This is a genomic window from Pseudomonas sp. 30_B (assembly GCF_017491605.1).
In the GTDB taxonomy this organism is placed as follows: domain Bacteria; phylum Pseudomonadota; class Gammaproteobacteria; order Pseudomonadales; family Pseudomonadaceae; genus Pseudomonas.
In genome coordinates, this window is sequence record NZ_JAFGYY010000023.1 from 72,533 (window position 1) to 88,539 (window position 16,007).

A 16,007-nucleotide genomic window follows, 5' to 3' on the forward strand; every position below is an offset into this window, starting at 1 on the left:
TTTCGAAGCGCCGCCTGCGGCCTGCAGCAGAATCAAAGAACCGCTTTCGGGTAGGAACCCAGCACCTTCAGGGCAACGGCTTCGCTGCTGATCTTTTCCAGCACGTCCTTGATCAGCGGGTCCTTGTGGTGGCCAACGAAGTCGATGAAGAACACGTAGGTCCACTTGCCGCTGCGCGACGGACGGGTCTCGATGCGGGTCAGGTCGATGCCGTTGGTGTGGAACGGCACCAGCAGCTCGTGCAACGCGCCCGGCTTGTTGCGCATGGAGACGATGATGGAAGTCTTGTCGTCGCCGGTGGGCGGCACTTCCTGATTGCCGATCATGAGGAAGCGCGTGGAGTTGTCCGGGCGGTCCTCGATCTTCTCGTGCAGCTTGTCCAGGCCGTACAGGCTGGCCGCCATGTCGCCGGCAATCGCCGCGCTGTTCCACTCGCTCTTCACCCGCTTGGCGGCGTCGGCGTTGCTGGAAACCGCCACGCGCTCGACGTTCGGGTAGTGCGCGTCCAGCCATTTGCGGCACTGGGCCAGGGACTGGGCGTGGGAATAGATGCGGGTGATGTTGCTGGTCTTGGTGTTCTCGCCCACCAGCAGGTGGTGGTGGATGCGCAGCTCCACCTCGCCGCAGATCACCATGTCGTGCTCGAGGAAACTGTCGAGGGTGTGGTTGACCGCACCCTCGGTGGAGTTTTCCACCGGCACCACGCCGAAGTTCACCGCACCGGCGGCGACTTCGCGGAACACTTCGTCGATGGCCGCCATCGGCGTGCTGATCACCGCGTGGCCGAAGTGCTTGAGCGCCGCGGCCTGGGTGAAGGTGCCCTCCGGGCCGAGGTAGGCCACTTTCAGCGGCTGCTCCAGGGCCAGGCAGGAGGACATGATCTCGCGGAACAGACGCGCGACTTCCTCGTTGTCCAGCGGGCCCTTGTTCAGCTCCATGATGTGCTTGAGCACCCAGGCCTCGCGCTCGGGCCGGTAGAACACCGGCTTCTCGCCTTCGGCCAGGGAAGCCATCTTCACCCGCGCCACGTCGGTGGCGCAGCGGGCGCGTTCGCTGATCAGCTCGAGGATCTTCTCGTCGAGGCTGTCGATGCGTACGCGCAAAGCCTTGAGCTGGTCAGCGTCGCTCATCAGCCGTGCTCCTTCTCGAACTCGGCCATGTAGCCGACCAGGGCTTCGATGGCGTCCAGGCCCAGGGCGTTATAGATGGAGGCACGCATGCCGCCCACCGAACGGTGGCCCTTCAGGTTGAGCAGGCCGCGCGCGTCGGCGCCTTCGAGGAAGGCCTTGTCGAGCTTCTCGTCGGCCAGGCGGAACGGCACGTTCATCCAGGAACGGGCGCTGGGCTGGATCGGGTTGGTATAGAAGTCGCTGCTGTCGATGAAGCCGTACAGCATGTCCTTCTTGGCGCGGTTGCGCTTCTCCATGGCGTCGACGCCACCCTGCTCCTTCAGCCACTGGAAGACCAGGCCGGAGAGGTACCAGGAATAGGTCGCCGGGGTGTTGTACATGGAGCCGTTATCGGCGGCGACCTTGTAGTTGAGCATGGTCGGGCAGATGCTGCGGGCGCGGCCCAGCAGGTCTTCACGAACGATGACGACCACCAGGCCGGATGGGCCGATGTTCTTCTGCGCGCCGGCGTAGATCAGGCCGAACTTCGACACGTCGATCGGGCGGGAGAGGATGTCCGAGGACATGTCCACCACCAGCGGGACATCACCGACTTCCGGAATCCAGTCGAACTCCAGGCCGCCGATGGTCTCGTTGGACGCGTAGTGCAGGTAGGCAGCGTCCTTGGACAGGTTCCACTCGTTCTGCCCGGGGATGGCGAAGTAGTCGTACTTGGATGCGCTGGCAACCACGTTGACGTTGCCGTAGCGGCGAGCCTCTTCGATGGCCTTCTTCGACCAGATGCCGGTTTCCACGTAGTCCGCCACGCCGTCTTCGGGCAGCAGGTTCAGCGGAATCTCGGCGAACTGCTGGCTGGCGCCGCCCTGCAGGAACAGCACCTTGTAGTTCGACGGCACGCCCATCAGGTCGCGCAGGTCCTGCTCGGCCTTCTCGGCGATGGCCACGTAGTCGTCGCTGCGGTGGCTCATCTCCATGACCGACAGGCCCTTGCCCTGCCAATCCAGCAGCTCGGCGCGGGCGCGCTCCAGCACCTCGGTGGGAAGCGCCGCGGGACCGGCGCAGAAGTTAAAGGCTCGCTTGCTCACATCCACTCTCGCTATCAGTCTTCGCTGGCCTGCGGGGCTTCTTCCGCCGCAGCTTCGCCTGCTTCTTGGTTCTCGTCCGAGACTTCGCCTTCGACGATCTCGCCGTCGATGACGTCGTCTTCGACCACGGTCGGCTCCTGCACCCGCTCCAGGCCCACGACGGTTTCGTCGGCGGCCAGCTTGATGAGGATCACGCCCTGGGTGTTACGGCCAGCGCCGCGAACTTCGTCGACACGGGTACGCACCAGGGTGCCCTGGTCGGAAATCAGCATGATTTCCTCGCCGTCCAGCACCTGCACGGCGCCGACCAGGTTGCCGTTACGTTCGTTGATCACCATGGCGATCACGCCCTGGCCACCACGACCGCGACGCGGGTAGTCGGCCAGCGGGGTGCGCTTGCCGTAGCCGCGCTCGGAGGCAGTGAGGATCTGCGCCTCGCGGCATTCCGGGATCAGCATGGAGATGATGCGCTGGTCTTCGGCCAGACGCATGCCGCGCACGCCACGGGCGTTACGGCCCATGATGCGCACCTTGCTTTCCTTGAAGCGGATCACCTTGCCGGCGTTGGAGAACATCATCACGTCCTTCGAACCGTCGGTGATGGCGGCGGCGATCAGCGAGTCGCCCTCTTCCAGCTTCAGGGCGATCAGGCCGTTGGAACGCGGCTTGGTGAACTGGATCAGCGGGGTCTTCTTCACGGTGCCTTTCATGGTGGCCATGAAGATGTACGCGCCGGTCGGCTCGTCCTGGCTGAAGTCGGCGTCGTCGCCCTCTTCGCCTTCTTCGGCTTCCACCACTTCGGCGACCTGCTCGGCGACTACGTCGTCGTCATCGCCTTCTTCACCGGCGAACTGGGCGCGCACGGCTTCCAGGTCGATCTGCAGCATCGCGGTGATGCGCTCGCCTTCGTCCAGCGGCAGCAGGTTCACCAGCGGACGGCCACGGGCGGTACGCGAGGCTTCCGGGATCTCGAAGGTGCGCAGCCAGTAGACCTTGCCCTTGCTGGAGAACAGCAGCAGGGTGGCGTGGCTGTTGGCGACCAGCAGGTGCTCGATGTAGTCCTCGTCCTTCACGCCACTGGCCGACTTACCCTTGCCACCGCGACGCTGGGCCTCGTAGGCGGCCAGCGGCTGGGACTTGGCGTAGCCGCCGTGCGAGATGGTCACCACGCGCTCTTCTTCGGTGATCAGGTCGGCGATGGTCAGGTCCATCTGCGACGCGACGATCTCGGTGCGGCGGGCATCGCCGAACTCGGCCTTGACCTTCTCCAGCTCCTCGCGGATGACTTCCATCAGGCGCTCGGGGCTGGTCAGGATGCGGATCAGTTCGCCGATCAGGGTGAGGATTTCCTGGTACTCGGACAGGAGCTTCTCGTGCTCCAGGCCGGTCAGGCGATGCAGGCGCAGCTCCAGGATGGCCTGGGCCTGTTCCGGGGACAGGTAGTACTTGCCGTCGCGCAGGCCGTACTGCTCGTCCAGGTCTTCCGGACGGCAGGAATCGGCGCCGGCGCGCTCGACCATGGCTTCCACGGCGCTGGATTCCCAGGCGGTGGCGATCAGGCGCTCCTTGGCTTCGGCGGGGGTCGGCGAGGTCTTGATCAGCTCGATCACCGGGTCGATGTTCGACAGCGCGACGGCCTGGCCTTCGAGGATGTGGCCGCGCTCGCGGGCCTTGCGCAGTTCGTAGACGGTCCGGCGGGTCACCACTTCACGGCGGTGACGGATGAACACCTCGAGCATTTCCTTGAGGTTCATCGTGCGCGGCTGGCCGTCGACCAGGGCCACCACGTTGATGCCGAAGACGCTCTGCAGCTGGGTCTGGGCGTAGAGGTTATTCAGCACGACCTCGCCCACTTCACCGCGGCGCAGCTCGATGACCACACGCATGCCGTCCTTGTCGGACTCGTCGCGCAGCTCGGTGATGCCTTCGATCTTCTTCTCTTTCACCAGCTCCGCGATCTTCTCGATCAGGCGGGCCTTGTTCAGCTGGTAGGGCAGCTCGGTGATGATGATCTGCTGGCGGTTACCGCCCTTTTCCATGTCCTCGATGGTGGCACGGGCACGGATATAGATGCGGCCACGACCGGTGCGATAGGCCTCGATGATGCCCGCACGGCCGTTGATGATGCCCGCGGTCGGGAAGTCCGGGCCGGGGATGTAGTTCATCAGGTCGTCGATGGACAGCTCGGGGTTGTCCATCAGCGCCAGGCAGCCGTCGATCACCTCGGTGAGGTTGTGCGGCGGGATGTTGGTCGCCATGCCCACGGCGATACCGCTGGAACCGTTGACCAGCAGGTTCGGGATCTTGGTCGGCATGACCGCCGGGATCTGCTCGGTGCCGTCGTAGTTGGGCACCCAGTCGACGGTTTCCTTGTCCAGGTCCGCCAGCAGCTCATGGGCGAGCTTGGCCATGCGCACTTCGGTGTATCGCATGGCCGCGGCGTTGTCGCCGTCCACCGAACCGAAGTTGCCCTGGCCGTCGACCAGCATGTAGCGCAGCGAGAACGGCTGGGCCATGCGGACGATGGTGTCGTATACCGCGGTGTCGCCGTGCGGGTGGTACTTACCGATCACGTCGCCGACCACACGGGCGGATTTCTTGTAGGGCTTGTTCCAGTCGTTGCCCAGCTCGCTCATGGCGTACAGGACGCGGCGATGCACGGGCTTCAAGCCGTCGCGTGCATCGGGCAGGGCACGACCGACGATCACGCTCATGGCGTAATCGAGGTAGGACTGTCGGAGTTCGTCTTCGATGTTGACCGGGAGGATTTCTTTGGCCAGTTCGCCCATGAGAAGCCTGGTTCCTTTTTCAAATGTGACTCCGCCACGCCCGTCCTGGGCCCGGCGGAGCGCGGCGCGCCATCAAAGCGCCACCGACTCTCTACAAATCAACGACTTATTGCGCTGATCCGCGATGCTGAAGGGGGTGCGAAAACGCCCCCCGAAGAACCGTCGGAGCTTACCACAAGCCAGGGTCAAACCCTACCCTCGCCCAAGCCCCACGATGAATTGCCGCAGGCCCCGTCAATGCAGGCGCTTGCGGCTCATCAGCTGGGCCATGCGCTCGGCATCGGGACGCTCGACTACGCCACGCTCAGTCACGATGGCATCGATCAGGTCAGCCGGAGTCACATCGAACACCGGATTGAAGGCTTCGACCTCGGCAGCCACACGTTTGCCGCCGATTTCCAGGAGTTCGCGACCGTCGCGCTCTTCGATCGGGATGTCCTCGCCACTTTCCAGGCTCATGTCGATGGTCGAACTGGGCGCCACTACCATGAAACGCACGCCGTGGTGCATGGCATTGACCGCCAGCTGGTAGGTGCCGATCTTGTTGGCCACGTCGCCGTTGGCGGTGATGCGGTCGGCCCCGACTATGACCCAGGTGATGCTTTCGGTCTTCATCAGGTGCGCAGCGGCGGCATCCGCATTGAGCGTGACCGGCACGTTCTCGTTGGCCAGCTCCCAGGCGGTCAGGCGCGCGCCCTGCAGCCAGGGGCGGGTTTCATCGGCGTAGACGCGCTCAATCAGCCCTTCCAGGTGCGCGGCGCGGATCACCCCCAGCGCGGTGCCGAAGCCGCCGGTAGCCAGGGCGCCAGTGTTGCAGTGGGTGAGGATCTTCTGCGGCCCGCTGTGCTGCTTGCGGATCAGCTCCACACCCAGCTGGGCCATGGTCAGGTTGGCCTCGCGGTCGCTTTCATGGATGGCGATGGCTTCCGCCTCCAACACAGGCATCGGGTCTTCGCCGGGCTTCAGCCGCTCCAGGCGGTCACGCATGCGGTTCAGCGCCCAGAACAGGTTGACCGCTGTCGGACGCGACTCGGCCAGCAGGGTGAAGTCGTCTTCCAGCGCCGCGCGCCAGTCGCCGCCGGCAGACAGGCGGGCGCGCAGGCCCAGCACCACGCCATAGGCGGCGGCAATGCCGATGGCCGGCGCACCGCGCACCACCATCTGGCGGATGGCGTCGGCCACGCCCTCGGCGCTCTCGTAGGTCAGCCAGGTTTCTTCCAGCGGCAGCAGGCGCTGGTCCAGCAGGCGGAGGGTCCCCTTGCGCCAATCAATGGCCGTAACCCGTTCGGCCGCCAACAGTCGCTCACGCATGGAACACCTCGTCATTCGAATGGAATCGCGGGCCATTCCCGGCCCCCAGAAATCTTCCCGCAAGCGGGTAAAAGCGCCGAGTATACCGAGCCTGCGGCAGCGGTGCTCGGCTATACTCCGGCGCACTCTCCGCCGCGCCCAGGATGCGCTTCATGCCCACCGCCAAAGCCCCGCTCGACCTGCTTCTGCTCCCTACCTGGATCGTCCCCGTGGAACCTGCCGGCATCGTCTTGAGCGATCATGCCCTGGGCATCCGCGACGGCCGCATCGCCCTGCTCGCCCCGCGCGCCGAAGCCCTGCGCCACCCGGCCACGGAAACCCGCGAGCTGCCGGGCATGCTGCTCGCCCCCGGCCTGATCAACGCCCACGGTCATGCGGCGATGAGCCTGTTCCGTGGCCTGGCGGACGACCTGGCGTTGATGACCTGGCTGCAGGAGCACATCTGGCCGGCGGAAGCCAAATGGGTCGGCGAGGACTTCGTCCGCGACGGCACCGAACTGGCCATCGCCGAGCAGCTCAAGGGCGGCATCACCTGCTTCTCCGACATGTACTTCCATCCGCAGGTGGCTTGCGAGGCGGTGCACAAGGCCGGCGTACGCGCGCAGATCAGCGTGCCGGTGCTGGACTTCCCAGTGCCCGGCGCCCGCGACGCCGACGAGGCGATCCGCCAGGGCCTGGCGCTGCGCGACGACCTCAAGCACCACCCGCGCATCAAGGTCGCCTTCGGCCCCCACGCACCCTACACGGTGAGCGACGACAAGCTGGAAAACATCCTGATGCTCGCCGAGGAGCTGGATGCGGGCATCCACATGCACGTCCACGAGACCGCCTTCGAAGTCCAGCAGGCGCTGGAGAAGAACGGCGAGCGGCCGCTGGCCCGCCTGCACCGCCTCGGTCTGCTCGGCCCGCGCTTCCAGGCCGTGCACATGACCCAGGTGAACGACGACGACCTGGCCATGCTGGTGGAAACCAACAGCTCGGTGGTGCACTGCCCCGAATCCAACCTCAAGCTGGCCAGCGGTTTCTGCCCGGTAGAGCGCCTGTGGCAGGCCGGCGTCAACGTCGCCATCGGCACCGACGGCGCCGCCAGCAACAATGACCTGGACCTGCTCGGCGAAACCCGTACCGCAGCCCTGTTGGCCAAGGCCGTCGCCGGCCAGGCCACCGCGCTGGACGCCCACCGCGCCCTGCGCATGGCCACCCTGAACGGCGCCCGCGCCCTGGGCATGGAGCAGGAAACCGGCAGCCTGGAACTGGGCAAGGCCGCCGACCTGACCGCCTTCGACCTCTCGGGCCTGGCCCAGCAACCGGTCTATGAGCCGGTTTCCCAGCTGATCTACGCCAGCGGCCGCGACTGCGTGCGCCACGTCTGGGTCGGCGGCAAGCAACTGCTGGACGACGGCAAGCTCACCCGCCTGGACGAGGAGCGCCTGATCGCCGTGGCCGGCGAGTGGGGCCGCAAGATCGCCGGCGCCTGAGCCCAGTCCTTGAGCAGCGCGGCCCGGATACGGGCCGACGCTGCGACAATCTGTCATGCCGCACCCCATCTGCCGTACGAAGCTGGCATCATAGGCGGCATTCGTTTTTCAGCTTTCAAGCCAGCTTTTTGAAGAATAGGGACACCATGAGCAACGTCGACCACGCCGAGATCGCCAAATTCGAGGCCCTCGCCCACCGCTGGTGGGACCGCGAAAGCGAGTTCAAGCCCCTGCACGACATCAACCCGCTGCGGGTCAACTGGATCGACGAGCGCGTCAGCCTCGCCGGCAAGAAGGTGCTCGACGTCGGCTGCGGCGGCGGCATCCTCAGCGAAGCCATGGCCCAGCGCGGCGCCACCGTCACCGGCATCGACATGGGCGAAGCGCCCCTGGCAGTCGCCCAGCTGCACCAGCTGGAATCCGGCGTGCCGGTGGAATACCGCCGTATCACCGCCGAGGAGCTGGCCGAAGAGATGCCAGAGCAATTCGACGTGGTGACCTGCCTCGAGATGCTCGAACACGTGCCGGACCCGGCCTCGGTCATCCGCGCCTGCCACAAGATGGTCAAGCCCGGCGGCCAGGTGTTCTTCTCCACTATCAACCGCAACCCGAAGGCCTACCTGTTCGCCATCGTCGGCGCGGAATACGTGATGCGCCTGCTGCCGCGCGGCACCCACGACTTCAAGAAGTTCATCCGCCCCTCCGAGCTGGGCGCCTGGTCGCGCGACGCCGGCCTTGCGGTCAAGGACATCATCGGCCTGACCTACAACCCGCTGACCAAGCACTACAAGCTGGCCGACGACGTTGACGTCAACTACATGATCCAGACCCTGCGCGAGGAGTGAATCGCATGCTCAAGGCGGTTCTCTTCGACATGGACGGCACGCTGCTCGACACCGCGCCGGACTTCATCGCCGTCTGCCAGGCGATGCTCAAGGCCCACGGCCGCGCGCCGATCGACGACCAGCGCATCCAGGATGTGGTCTCCGGCGGCGCCCGCGCCATGGTCGCCGCAACCTTCGACATGGACCCGGAAGCCCCCGGCTTCGAGCCTCTGCGCCAGGAGTTTCTCGATCGCTACCAGGAGCACTGCGCCGTCTTCACCCGCCCCTACGACGGCATGCCCGAGCTGCTGGCCAGCATCGAGCAATCGCGGCTGATCTGGGGCGTGGTGACCAACAAGCCGGTGCGCTTCGCCGCGCCGATCATGGAGCAACTGGGCCTGGCCGAACGTTCCGCCGTGCTGGTCTGCCCGGACCACGTGACCCGGAGCAAGCCGGACCCGGAAATGCTCCTGCTGGCCTGCAGCCAGCTGAAGGTCGACCCGTCCGAAGTGCTGTTCATCGGTGACGACCTGCGCGACATCGAGTCAGGCCGCGCCGCCGGGACCAAGACCGCAGCCGTGCGCTACGGCTACATCCACCCGGACGACAACCCCGCGCACTGGGGCGCCGACGTCATCGTCGACCAGCCCCGCGACCTGGTGGCAGTTCTCGACCGCGCCCTCTGCTCCTGCTGAGCCCCATTCCCGCGAGCCCGTCGTGTACCGCACTGACGGGCTCCGCCAAGGAGAAACCATGTTCGACTATTCCGCCCGCCCCGACCTGCTCAAGGGCCGCGTGATCCTGGTGACCGGTGCCGGCCGTGGCATCGGCCGGGCCGCCTCGCTCACCTTCGCCGCCCACGGCGCCACCGTGCTGCTGCTGGGCAAGACCGAAGACTTCCTCAACGAGGTGTACGACGAGATCGTCGCCGCCGGCCATCCGGAACCGGTGGTGATTCCGCTGAACCTGGAAACCACCCTGCCGCACCAGTACGACGAACTGGCAGCCATGATCGAGAAGGAATTCGGCAAGCTCGACGGCCTGCTGCACAACGCCTCGATCCTTGGCCTGCGCTCGCCCATCGAGCAGATTTCCACTGACAACTTCACCCGCGTCATGCAGGTGAACGTCAACGCCATGTTCAGCCTCACCCACACCCTGCTGCCGCTGCTCAAGCTCTCCGAGGACGCCTCGGTGGTCTTCACCTCCAGCAGCGTCGGCCGCAAGGGTCGCGCCTACTGGGGCGCCTACGCGGTGTCGAAGTTCGCCACCGAAGGCCTGATGCAGGTGCTGGCGGACGAGTGCGAGGACATCTCCAGCGTCCGCGCCAACAGCGTCAACCCCGGCGCCACCCGTACCGCCATGCGCGCCCATGCCTATCCGGGCGAGAACGCGTTCAACAACCCGCTGCCCGAAGACATCATGCCGGTCTATCTGTACCTCATGGGCCCGGACAGCAAAGGCGTGAACGGCCAGGCCTTCAACGCCCAGGACTGACGTCCCGAACCACGGCGCCCTCGCCCCGCATCGAGGGCGCCCGCACTCCGCCGGTTTTCTGGCTACTCGTCATTTATCTCCCCAGTAAAGTGCCATCATTTCGCCAGTCTTCTGACGAATCTTCCCTCTCTTTGGAACCCAAACGGCCTTCGGTCGGTCCATAAGCCCTCTTTTCGAGACTTTTCGAGGGCTGGCACGGAAATCGCTCTGTCCCTCCTGTCGCCGTATGAAACGCGTCAGAGGTTGCCTCGCGCCATGGTTCCCCCCAAGCAGTCCAATACCATCGATTTCGATGCCGCCAAACTCCAGCGCCTGGCGGCCCAGGAGCCGCGCCAGCGCACCGGGCGTCCGCTCGACCTGCTGGAACTGCGCCAGCAGCTGAACCTGCAATTGCAGGTGAGCCTGGAGGCGGAGCGCATCCTGGCGGTGTTCTTCAGCGAGATTCAGCGCCTGTTGCCGGTGGATTACCTGGCCTACCAGCACACCGGTGCCGACCTGCGGCTGGAGTTCGGCGACTCGGCACAACACAGCGCCGACTATCGCCTCATTCATGACAGCGAATACCTGGGCGAACTCTGCTTCCGCCGCCGCCAGCGCTTCGCCGAGGCGGAGCTGGCCCAGCTGGAATCGCTGATGGCCTGCCTGCTCTACCCGCTGCGCAACGCCCTGCTCTACCGCGCCGCGGTGCAGTCCGCGCTGCGCGACGCGCTCACCGGTACCGGCAACCGCATCGCCATGGACCAGGCCCTGACCCGCGAAGTCGAAGTTGCCCGGCGTCACCTGCAACCGCTGTCGGTGCTGATGCTCGACCTGGATCACTTCAAGCAGATCAACGACCGGCACGGCCACAGCATCGGCGATGACGCCCTGCGCGCGGTGGCGGCGGCGATCAAGGCCAGCCTGCGCAACGTCGACATGGTGTTCCGTTTCGGTGGCGAGGAGTTCCTCGTGCTGCTGTCCAACACCTCCGGCAGCGCCGCCGCCCATGTGGGCGAGCGGCTGCGGCGTGCCGTGGAGGAGCTGGACCTGGTCATCGACGGCAAACCTTTGCCGCTTTCCATCAGCCTGGGCTGTGCTTCGCTCAATGCCGGCGAGTCGGTGGACGATCTGCTGCGCCGCGCCGATAACGCCCTGTACGAAGCCAAGCGCGATGGGCGCAATCGGCTGGCTTGCGCGAGCTGACTCGACGGACCCGCATCCCGCCGCCCCCGGCGCTGGATTGTAGGAGCGCGCCATGCGCGATCGCGGGCATGGCCCGCCCCTACAGGATGCTGGTGACCGAAATTTCCCGGCGAGCACGGGTACCTGTAGGAGCGAGCTTGCTCGCGAACGGGTTTCCCGGCAGCTCTGGCTGGCGTCAAGCGGGTTCGCGAGCAAGAACCAGGCGTCCCCCTCGGTCCTACGAAAATCCCCATCCCGGCAGATCGCAGGCAATGAAAAAGAGCTCCGAAGAGCCCTTTTTCATTTATCGCTGACGCTTAGCGCTTGAAGCCCGGACGCATGCCGTCGCCGGCCGCTTGCGGGCGACGCTTGGCGATCGGCTTGCGCGCCGGCTTGCCCGGACGCTCGGCCAGCGGAGCGCCCTTGTCGCGCTCGGGGGCGCGAGCCGGACGGTCGCTCGGTGCCTTGCGCGGAGCACGGCCTTCGCCGGCATCGCTACGCGGGCCACGGGCCGGACGATCACCGTCGCGTGGAGCGCGGGCAGGACGATCACCACCGGCGTCACGCGGCTTGCGCGGAGCGCGGCCTTCACCAGCGTCACTGCGCGGGCCACGGGCCGGACGATCGCCAGCATCGCGTGGAGCACGAGCAGGACGGTCACTGCCAGCGTCACGCGGCTTGCGCGGCGCGCGGCTGTCTTCACCACGCGGGGCGCGAGCCGGACGCTCGTCGCCGTCACGCGGAGCACGGGCCGGACGCTCGCCTGCCGCCGGACGCGGAGCGCGTTGCGGACGCTCGCCTTCGGCGTGCTCCTTGCGAGTACGCGAGCCACGGCCCGGACGCTCGCTGGGCGCCAGCTTCTTGCCGAGCTTGCGCTCCTGGCGCTCGACCTTTTCCTTGGTCTTGGTGGAGACCGCCGGCAGCGCAACCGGCTTCAGGCCGACTTCCTCGCTGAGGATGTCCAGCTCGCGCTGGCCCATTTCGCGGTAGCGGCCCATGGTCAGCTCGGAGGTCAGGAACACCGGCCCGAAGCGCACGCGCTTCAGGCGGCTGACCACCACGCCCTGGGACTCCCACAGGCGACGGACCTCGCGGTTACGGCCTTCCATCACCACCACGTGGTACCAGTGGTTGAAGCCTTCGCCACCGGGCGCTTCCTGGATGTCGCTGAACTTGGCCGGGCCGTCTTCGAGCATCACGCCGGCTTTCAGGCGTTCGATCATCTCTTCGTCGACTTCGCCACGCACGCGCACGGCGTACTCGCGGTCCATCTCGTAGGACGGGTGCATCAGGCGGTTGGCCAGCTCACCGTCGGTGGTGAACATCAGCAGGCCGGTGGTGTTGATGTCCAGGCGGCCGACGTTGATCCAGCGGCCGCTGCGCAGTCGCGGCAGGCGGTCGAATACGGTCGGACGGCCTTCCGGATCGTCACGGGTGCAGACTTCGCCTTCGGGCTTGTTGTAGATCAGCACGCGGCGGACGTGTTCTTCGATCTTCTCGCGCTTGAGCAGGCGGTCGTCGACGGCGATGGCGTCGCGGTCGCCCACGCGCTGGCCGAGGGTCGCCACGGCGCCATTGACCTTGACGCGGCCTTCTTCGATCCAGGCCTCGACGTCACGACGAGAGCCCACGCCCATGCGCGCGAGGACTTTCTGCAGTTTCTCGCCGGCCGGGGCTGGGGTAAGTTCTTCTAGGTTTTCGTGCGTGTCGGTCATCTGGGCACCTCCCGGTGTGGCATGCAACGAATAAAAAGGTCGCGCATCATACGCGCTTGCGGGCAGCAAAGCACCGTCCGCGATCGGGAAAGACTAGTCGAGTTACTCGGAGGCGCCATGCATCAGGACGACTTCACCGGCGCCAAGCTCGCGCTGTTCCATGGCGGCCAGCTGGTGGTCTACAAGCGCGACGACAAGCCCGGCATCCCCTACCCCGGCTACTGGGACTTTCCCGGCGGTGGTCGCGAGGGGAACGAAACCCCGGTGCAATGCGCCTTGCGCGAGCTGGAAGAAGAATTCTCCCTGCGCCTGGATGAACAGCGTATCGAATGGCAGCGCCGCTACCGCGCCACCCACGGCTCCGCGCCCTGGGCCTGGTTCCTGGTGGCGCGGCTGGAACAGGCCGAGTTCGACGCCATCCGCTTCGGCGATGAAGGCCAGTTCTGGCGGCTGATGCGCGTCAGCGAATACCTCGCCCACGAGCGGGCGGTGGATTACCTGCAGGAACGCCTGCGGCATTTCCTCGCAGGGCGCGTCGAGATCGACTGAATCCGCGCACTGCCCCGCTGATATGCATTTGCACGGCCCATCTGAATCTGTTTCCCGCTGACGCATCTCCTTAGATTGCCCGCTCACCGGAGCACGCCGCCGGCCCACCTGCGCGCGCCCGGACGTTCTGACACAAGCGGGAATCCAGCATGAATACGAGAAGCACGGAGCAGGCGTACAACTACAAGGTGGTCCGCCAGTTCGCCATCATGACGGTGGTCTGGGGCGTGGTCGGCATGGCCATGGGGGTACTGATCGCCTCCCAGCTGGTCTGGCCGCAACTGAACCTTGACCTGCCGTGGACCAGTTTCGGGCGCCTGCGCCCACTGCACACCAGCCTGGTGATCTTCGCCTTCGGCGGTTGCGCGCTGTTCGCCACCAGCTACTACACGGTGCAGCGCACGTGCCAGGTGCGACTGTTCTCGGACAGCCTGGCCGCCTTCACCTTCTGGGGCTGGCAGGCGCTGATCGTGACCATGATGATCACGCTACCGCTGGGCTACACCACCACCAAGGAATACGCCGAGATCGAGTTCAGCGGCGCGGTGTGGATGACCATCGTCTGGGTCGCCTACGCGGTGGTGTTCTTCGGCACACTGCTCAAGCGCAAGACCTCGCACATCTATGTGGGCAACTGGTTCTTCGCCGCCTTCATCGTGGTCACCGCGATGCTGCACATCGTCAACCATCTGGCGATCCCGGTGGACTGGTTCAAGTCCTACCCGGTGTATTCCGGCGCCACCGACGCCATGGTGCAGTGGTGGTACGGGCACAACGCCGTGGGCTTCTTCCTCACCACCGGTTTCCTCGGGATGATGTACTACTTCGTTCCCAAGCAGGCCGGGCGCCCGGTGTACTCCTACCGGCTGTCCATCGTGCATTTCTGGGCGCTGATCACCCTGTACATCTGGGCCGGCCCGCACCACCTGCACTACACCGCGCTGCCGGACTGGGCGCAGAGCCTGGGCATGGTGATGTCGCTGATCCTCCTAGCGCCCAGCTGGGGCGGGATGATCAACGGCATGATGACGCTGTCCGGCGCCTGGCATAAGTTGCGCACCGATCCGATCCTGCGCTTCCTCGTCGTGTCGCTGGCCTTCTACGGCATGTCCACCTTCGAAGGCCCGATGATGGCGATCAAGACCGTCAATGCCCTCTCCCACTACACCGACTGGACCATCGGCCATGTGCACGCCGGGGCGCTGGGCTGGGTGGCGATGATCTCCATCGGCTCGCTCTACCACCTGATACCCAAGGTCTTCGGTCGCGAGCAGATGCACAGCATCGGCCTGATCAACGCGCACTTCTGGCTGGCCACCATCGGCACGGTGCTGTACATCGCCTCCATGTGGGTCAACGGCATCACCCAGGGCCTGATGTGGCGCGCGGTCAACGCCGACGGCACGCTCACCTACTCCTTCGTCGAGGCGCTGCAGGCCAGCCATCCGGGCTTCGTGGTACGCATGACCGGCGGCCTGATGTTCCTCAGCGGCATGTTGCTGATGGCCTGGAACACCTGGATGACCGTGCGCCGCGCGCAGCCGCAGGCCATGCTCGCCGCTGAGCGGATGGCCTGAGATGACGCTGTGGCTGGGGCTGGCCGGCTTGCTGGCGCTGTACTTCGGCGTCGGCTGGAGCCTGCGCGCGCACCGCGCACGCGGCATCGAGGAGGCCAGCATGCTGCCCTTCGCCGATGACGAGGAAGTCGCCCGGCGCATGGAGAAAGCCACCGGGCGCAGCCGCACCGGCTGTGCCTGCCCCGGCCAGTGCCGGGGCGACTGCGAGCACTGGCGCGACTGGACGCCCTAGCGCGCCACCTTGGGAGCACGTCTGCGACAGAGCGTCGCATCACCTTCATCAATCTTCATTAGCAAGCACATCAATTTCCCGGCGGGCGGCCAGGATGGAACTATCTGTCCCGTGCCCCGCCACCGATGGATGCCTGAAGCATCGTCCACTGCCCTGCCCGGACCCCAGGGCAGACACCAGATGCCAGCGCTCCCCGGTGGGGCTTCACCCCATTCATCGAGCCCCTAATCGAGGAATACCGAATGAAGCTTGCCTCTGTCGTGTCGGCCGTTATCTCCAGCCTCGCCCCGATGGCCTTTGCCCAGGACGCCATCAAGAACCCCGGCGCCGACCTGCCCACCACCGAGTACCACTACGGCATGACCCTGGACGTGGACAAGGTGCTGCACCGCACCGACAACTCCAGCAAGGTCGGCATCGTCCCGGCCTACATGGTCTACCTGGACCACCAGGGCGAAGCCCACAAGGTCCGCTTCCTCGAATGGGGCGGCCGCACCAGCCAGAGCTGAGCCCCACCGAGCATCGCCCTCCGGCCGCCTTGGCCAAACCCCGCGAGCCTGTGGTGGCGGTCGGGGGGCGATCCTGACTGACAGGCTCTGTCGCCGCGTAGGAGCGGACTTCGTCCGCGATGCTCTTGCTCTTCGTAGGGCGAATAACGC

13 protein-coding genes and 1 pseudogene are annotated in these 16,007 nt (G+C 65.9%); 9 read left to right on the top strand and 5 right to left on the bottom strand.

Features of this window, described 5'->3' with window-relative positions:
• Positions 1 to 32 precede the first annotated feature (32 nt).
• The 4 genes from pheA to mtnA all read right to left on the bottom strand — a co-directional run bounded on the left by pheA (position 33) and on the right by mtnA (position 6,315).
• Complete coding sequence (gene pheA / locus J5M67_RS21960) at positions 33 to 1,130, bottom strand: prephenate dehydratase (RefSeq protein ID WP_207887433.1); 1,098 nt, start codon at positions 1,128 to 1,130, stop codon at positions 33 to 35.
• Positions 1,130 to 2,215: a 3-phosphoserine/phosphohydroxythreonine transaminase gene (gene serC / locus J5M67_RS21965; RefSeq protein WP_207887434.1), complete on the bottom strand. Its 1,086-nt coding sequence runs from the start codon at positions 2,213 to 2,215 to the stop codon at positions 1,130 to 1,132. Before serC ends, pheA begins: the two co-directional genes overlap by 1 nt.
• Before the next feature lie 14 nt (positions 2,216 to 2,229).
• On the bottom strand, positions 2,230 to 5,004 hold the full coding sequence (gene gyrA / locus J5M67_RS21970) for a DNA gyrase subunit A (RefSeq protein WP_207887435.1): 2,775 nt from the start codon (positions 5,002 to 5,004) through the stop codon (positions 2,230 to 2,232).
• Positions 5,005 to 5,238: 234 nt separating this feature from the next.
• On the bottom strand, positions 5,239 to 6,315 hold the full coding sequence (gene mtnA, locus J5M67_RS21975; protein WP_207887436.1) for an S-methyl-5-thioribose-1-phosphate isomerase: 1,077 nt from the start codon (positions 6,313 to 6,315) through the stop codon (positions 5,239 to 5,241).
• Between the two features lie 152 nt (positions 6,316 to 6,467).
• Between mtnA and J5M67_RS21980 the strand changes: the two genes are divergently transcribed.
• The 5 genes from J5M67_RS21980 (at position 6,468) to J5M67_RS22000 (ending at position 11,296) form a co-directional block, all read left to right on the top strand.
• Entirely contained in the window at positions 6,468 to 7,793 is a 1,326-nt protein-coding gene (locus J5M67_RS21980; protein ID WP_207887437.1) for a TRZ/ATZ family hydrolase, read from the top strand.
• A 146-nt stretch (positions 7,794 to 7,939) separates the two neighbouring features.
• Complete coding sequence (gene ubiG / locus J5M67_RS21985; RefSeq protein ID WP_207887438.1) at positions 7,940 to 8,638, top strand: bifunctional 2-polyprenyl-6-hydroxyphenol methylase/3-demethylubiquinol 3-O-methyltransferase UbiG; 699 nt, start codon at positions 7,940 to 7,942, stop codon at positions 8,636 to 8,638.
• Positions 8,635 to 9,312 (top strand): N-acetylmuramic acid 6-phosphate phosphatase MupP, encoded by a 678-nt coding sequence (mupP, locus tag J5M67_RS21990; RefSeq protein ID WP_207887439.1) that lies wholly within the window; start codon positions 8,635 to 8,637, stop codon positions 9,310 to 9,312. The genes ubiG and mupP overlap by 4 nt, the downstream gene beginning before the upstream one ends.
• Before the next feature lie 58 nt (positions 9,313 to 9,370).
• On the top strand, positions 9,371 to 10,114 hold the full coding sequence (locus J5M67_RS21995; RefSeq protein ID WP_207887440.1) for a YciK family oxidoreductase: 744 nt from the start codon (positions 9,371 to 9,373) through the stop codon (positions 10,112 to 10,114).
• Between the two features lie 255 nt (positions 10,115 to 10,369).
• Positions 10,370 to 11,296 (top strand): GGDEF domain-containing protein, encoded by a 927-nt coding sequence (locus J5M67_RS22000; protein WP_207887441.1) that lies wholly within the window; start codon positions 10,370 to 10,372, stop codon positions 11,294 to 11,296.
• Positions 11,297 to 11,889: 593 nt separating this feature from the next.
• Here J5M67_RS22000 and rluB read toward each other — a convergent pair.
• A pseudogene (rluB, locus tag J5M67_RS22005) lies at positions 11,890 to 12,990 on the bottom strand (23S rRNA pseudouridine(2605) synthase RluB); the annotation flags it as partial.
• Positions 12,991 to 13,107: 117 nt separating this feature from the next.
• Between rluB and J5M67_RS22010 the strand changes: the two are divergent.
• From J5M67_RS22010 to J5M67_RS22025, 4 genes are all read left to right on the top strand, one after another.
• Complete coding sequence (locus tag J5M67_RS22010; protein ID WP_207887443.1) at positions 13,108 to 13,539, top strand: NUDIX hydrolase; 432 nt, start codon at positions 13,108 to 13,110, stop codon at positions 13,537 to 13,539.
• Positions 13,540 to 13,688: 149 nt separating this feature from the next.
• Positions 13,689 to 15,116, top strand: a complete 1,428-nt coding sequence (ccoN, locus tag J5M67_RS22015; RefSeq protein ID WP_207887444.1) for a cytochrome-c oxidase, cbb3-type subunit I — start codon at positions 13,689 to 13,691, stop codon at positions 15,114 to 15,116.
• A 1-nt stretch (position 15,117) separates the two neighbouring features.
• Positions 15,118 to 15,348 (top strand): cbb3-type cytochrome c oxidase subunit 3, encoded by a 231-nt coding sequence (locus J5M67_RS22020; RefSeq protein ID WP_207887445.1) that lies wholly within the window; start codon positions 15,118 to 15,120, stop codon positions 15,346 to 15,348.
• Positions 15,349 to 15,590: 242 nt separating this feature from the next.
• Positions 15,591 to 15,857, top strand: a complete 267-nt coding sequence (locus J5M67_RS22025) for a DUF2790 domain-containing protein (protein WP_207887446.1) — start codon at positions 15,591 to 15,593, stop codon at positions 15,855 to 15,857.
• Positions 15,858 to 16,007: the final 150 nt, after the last annotated feature.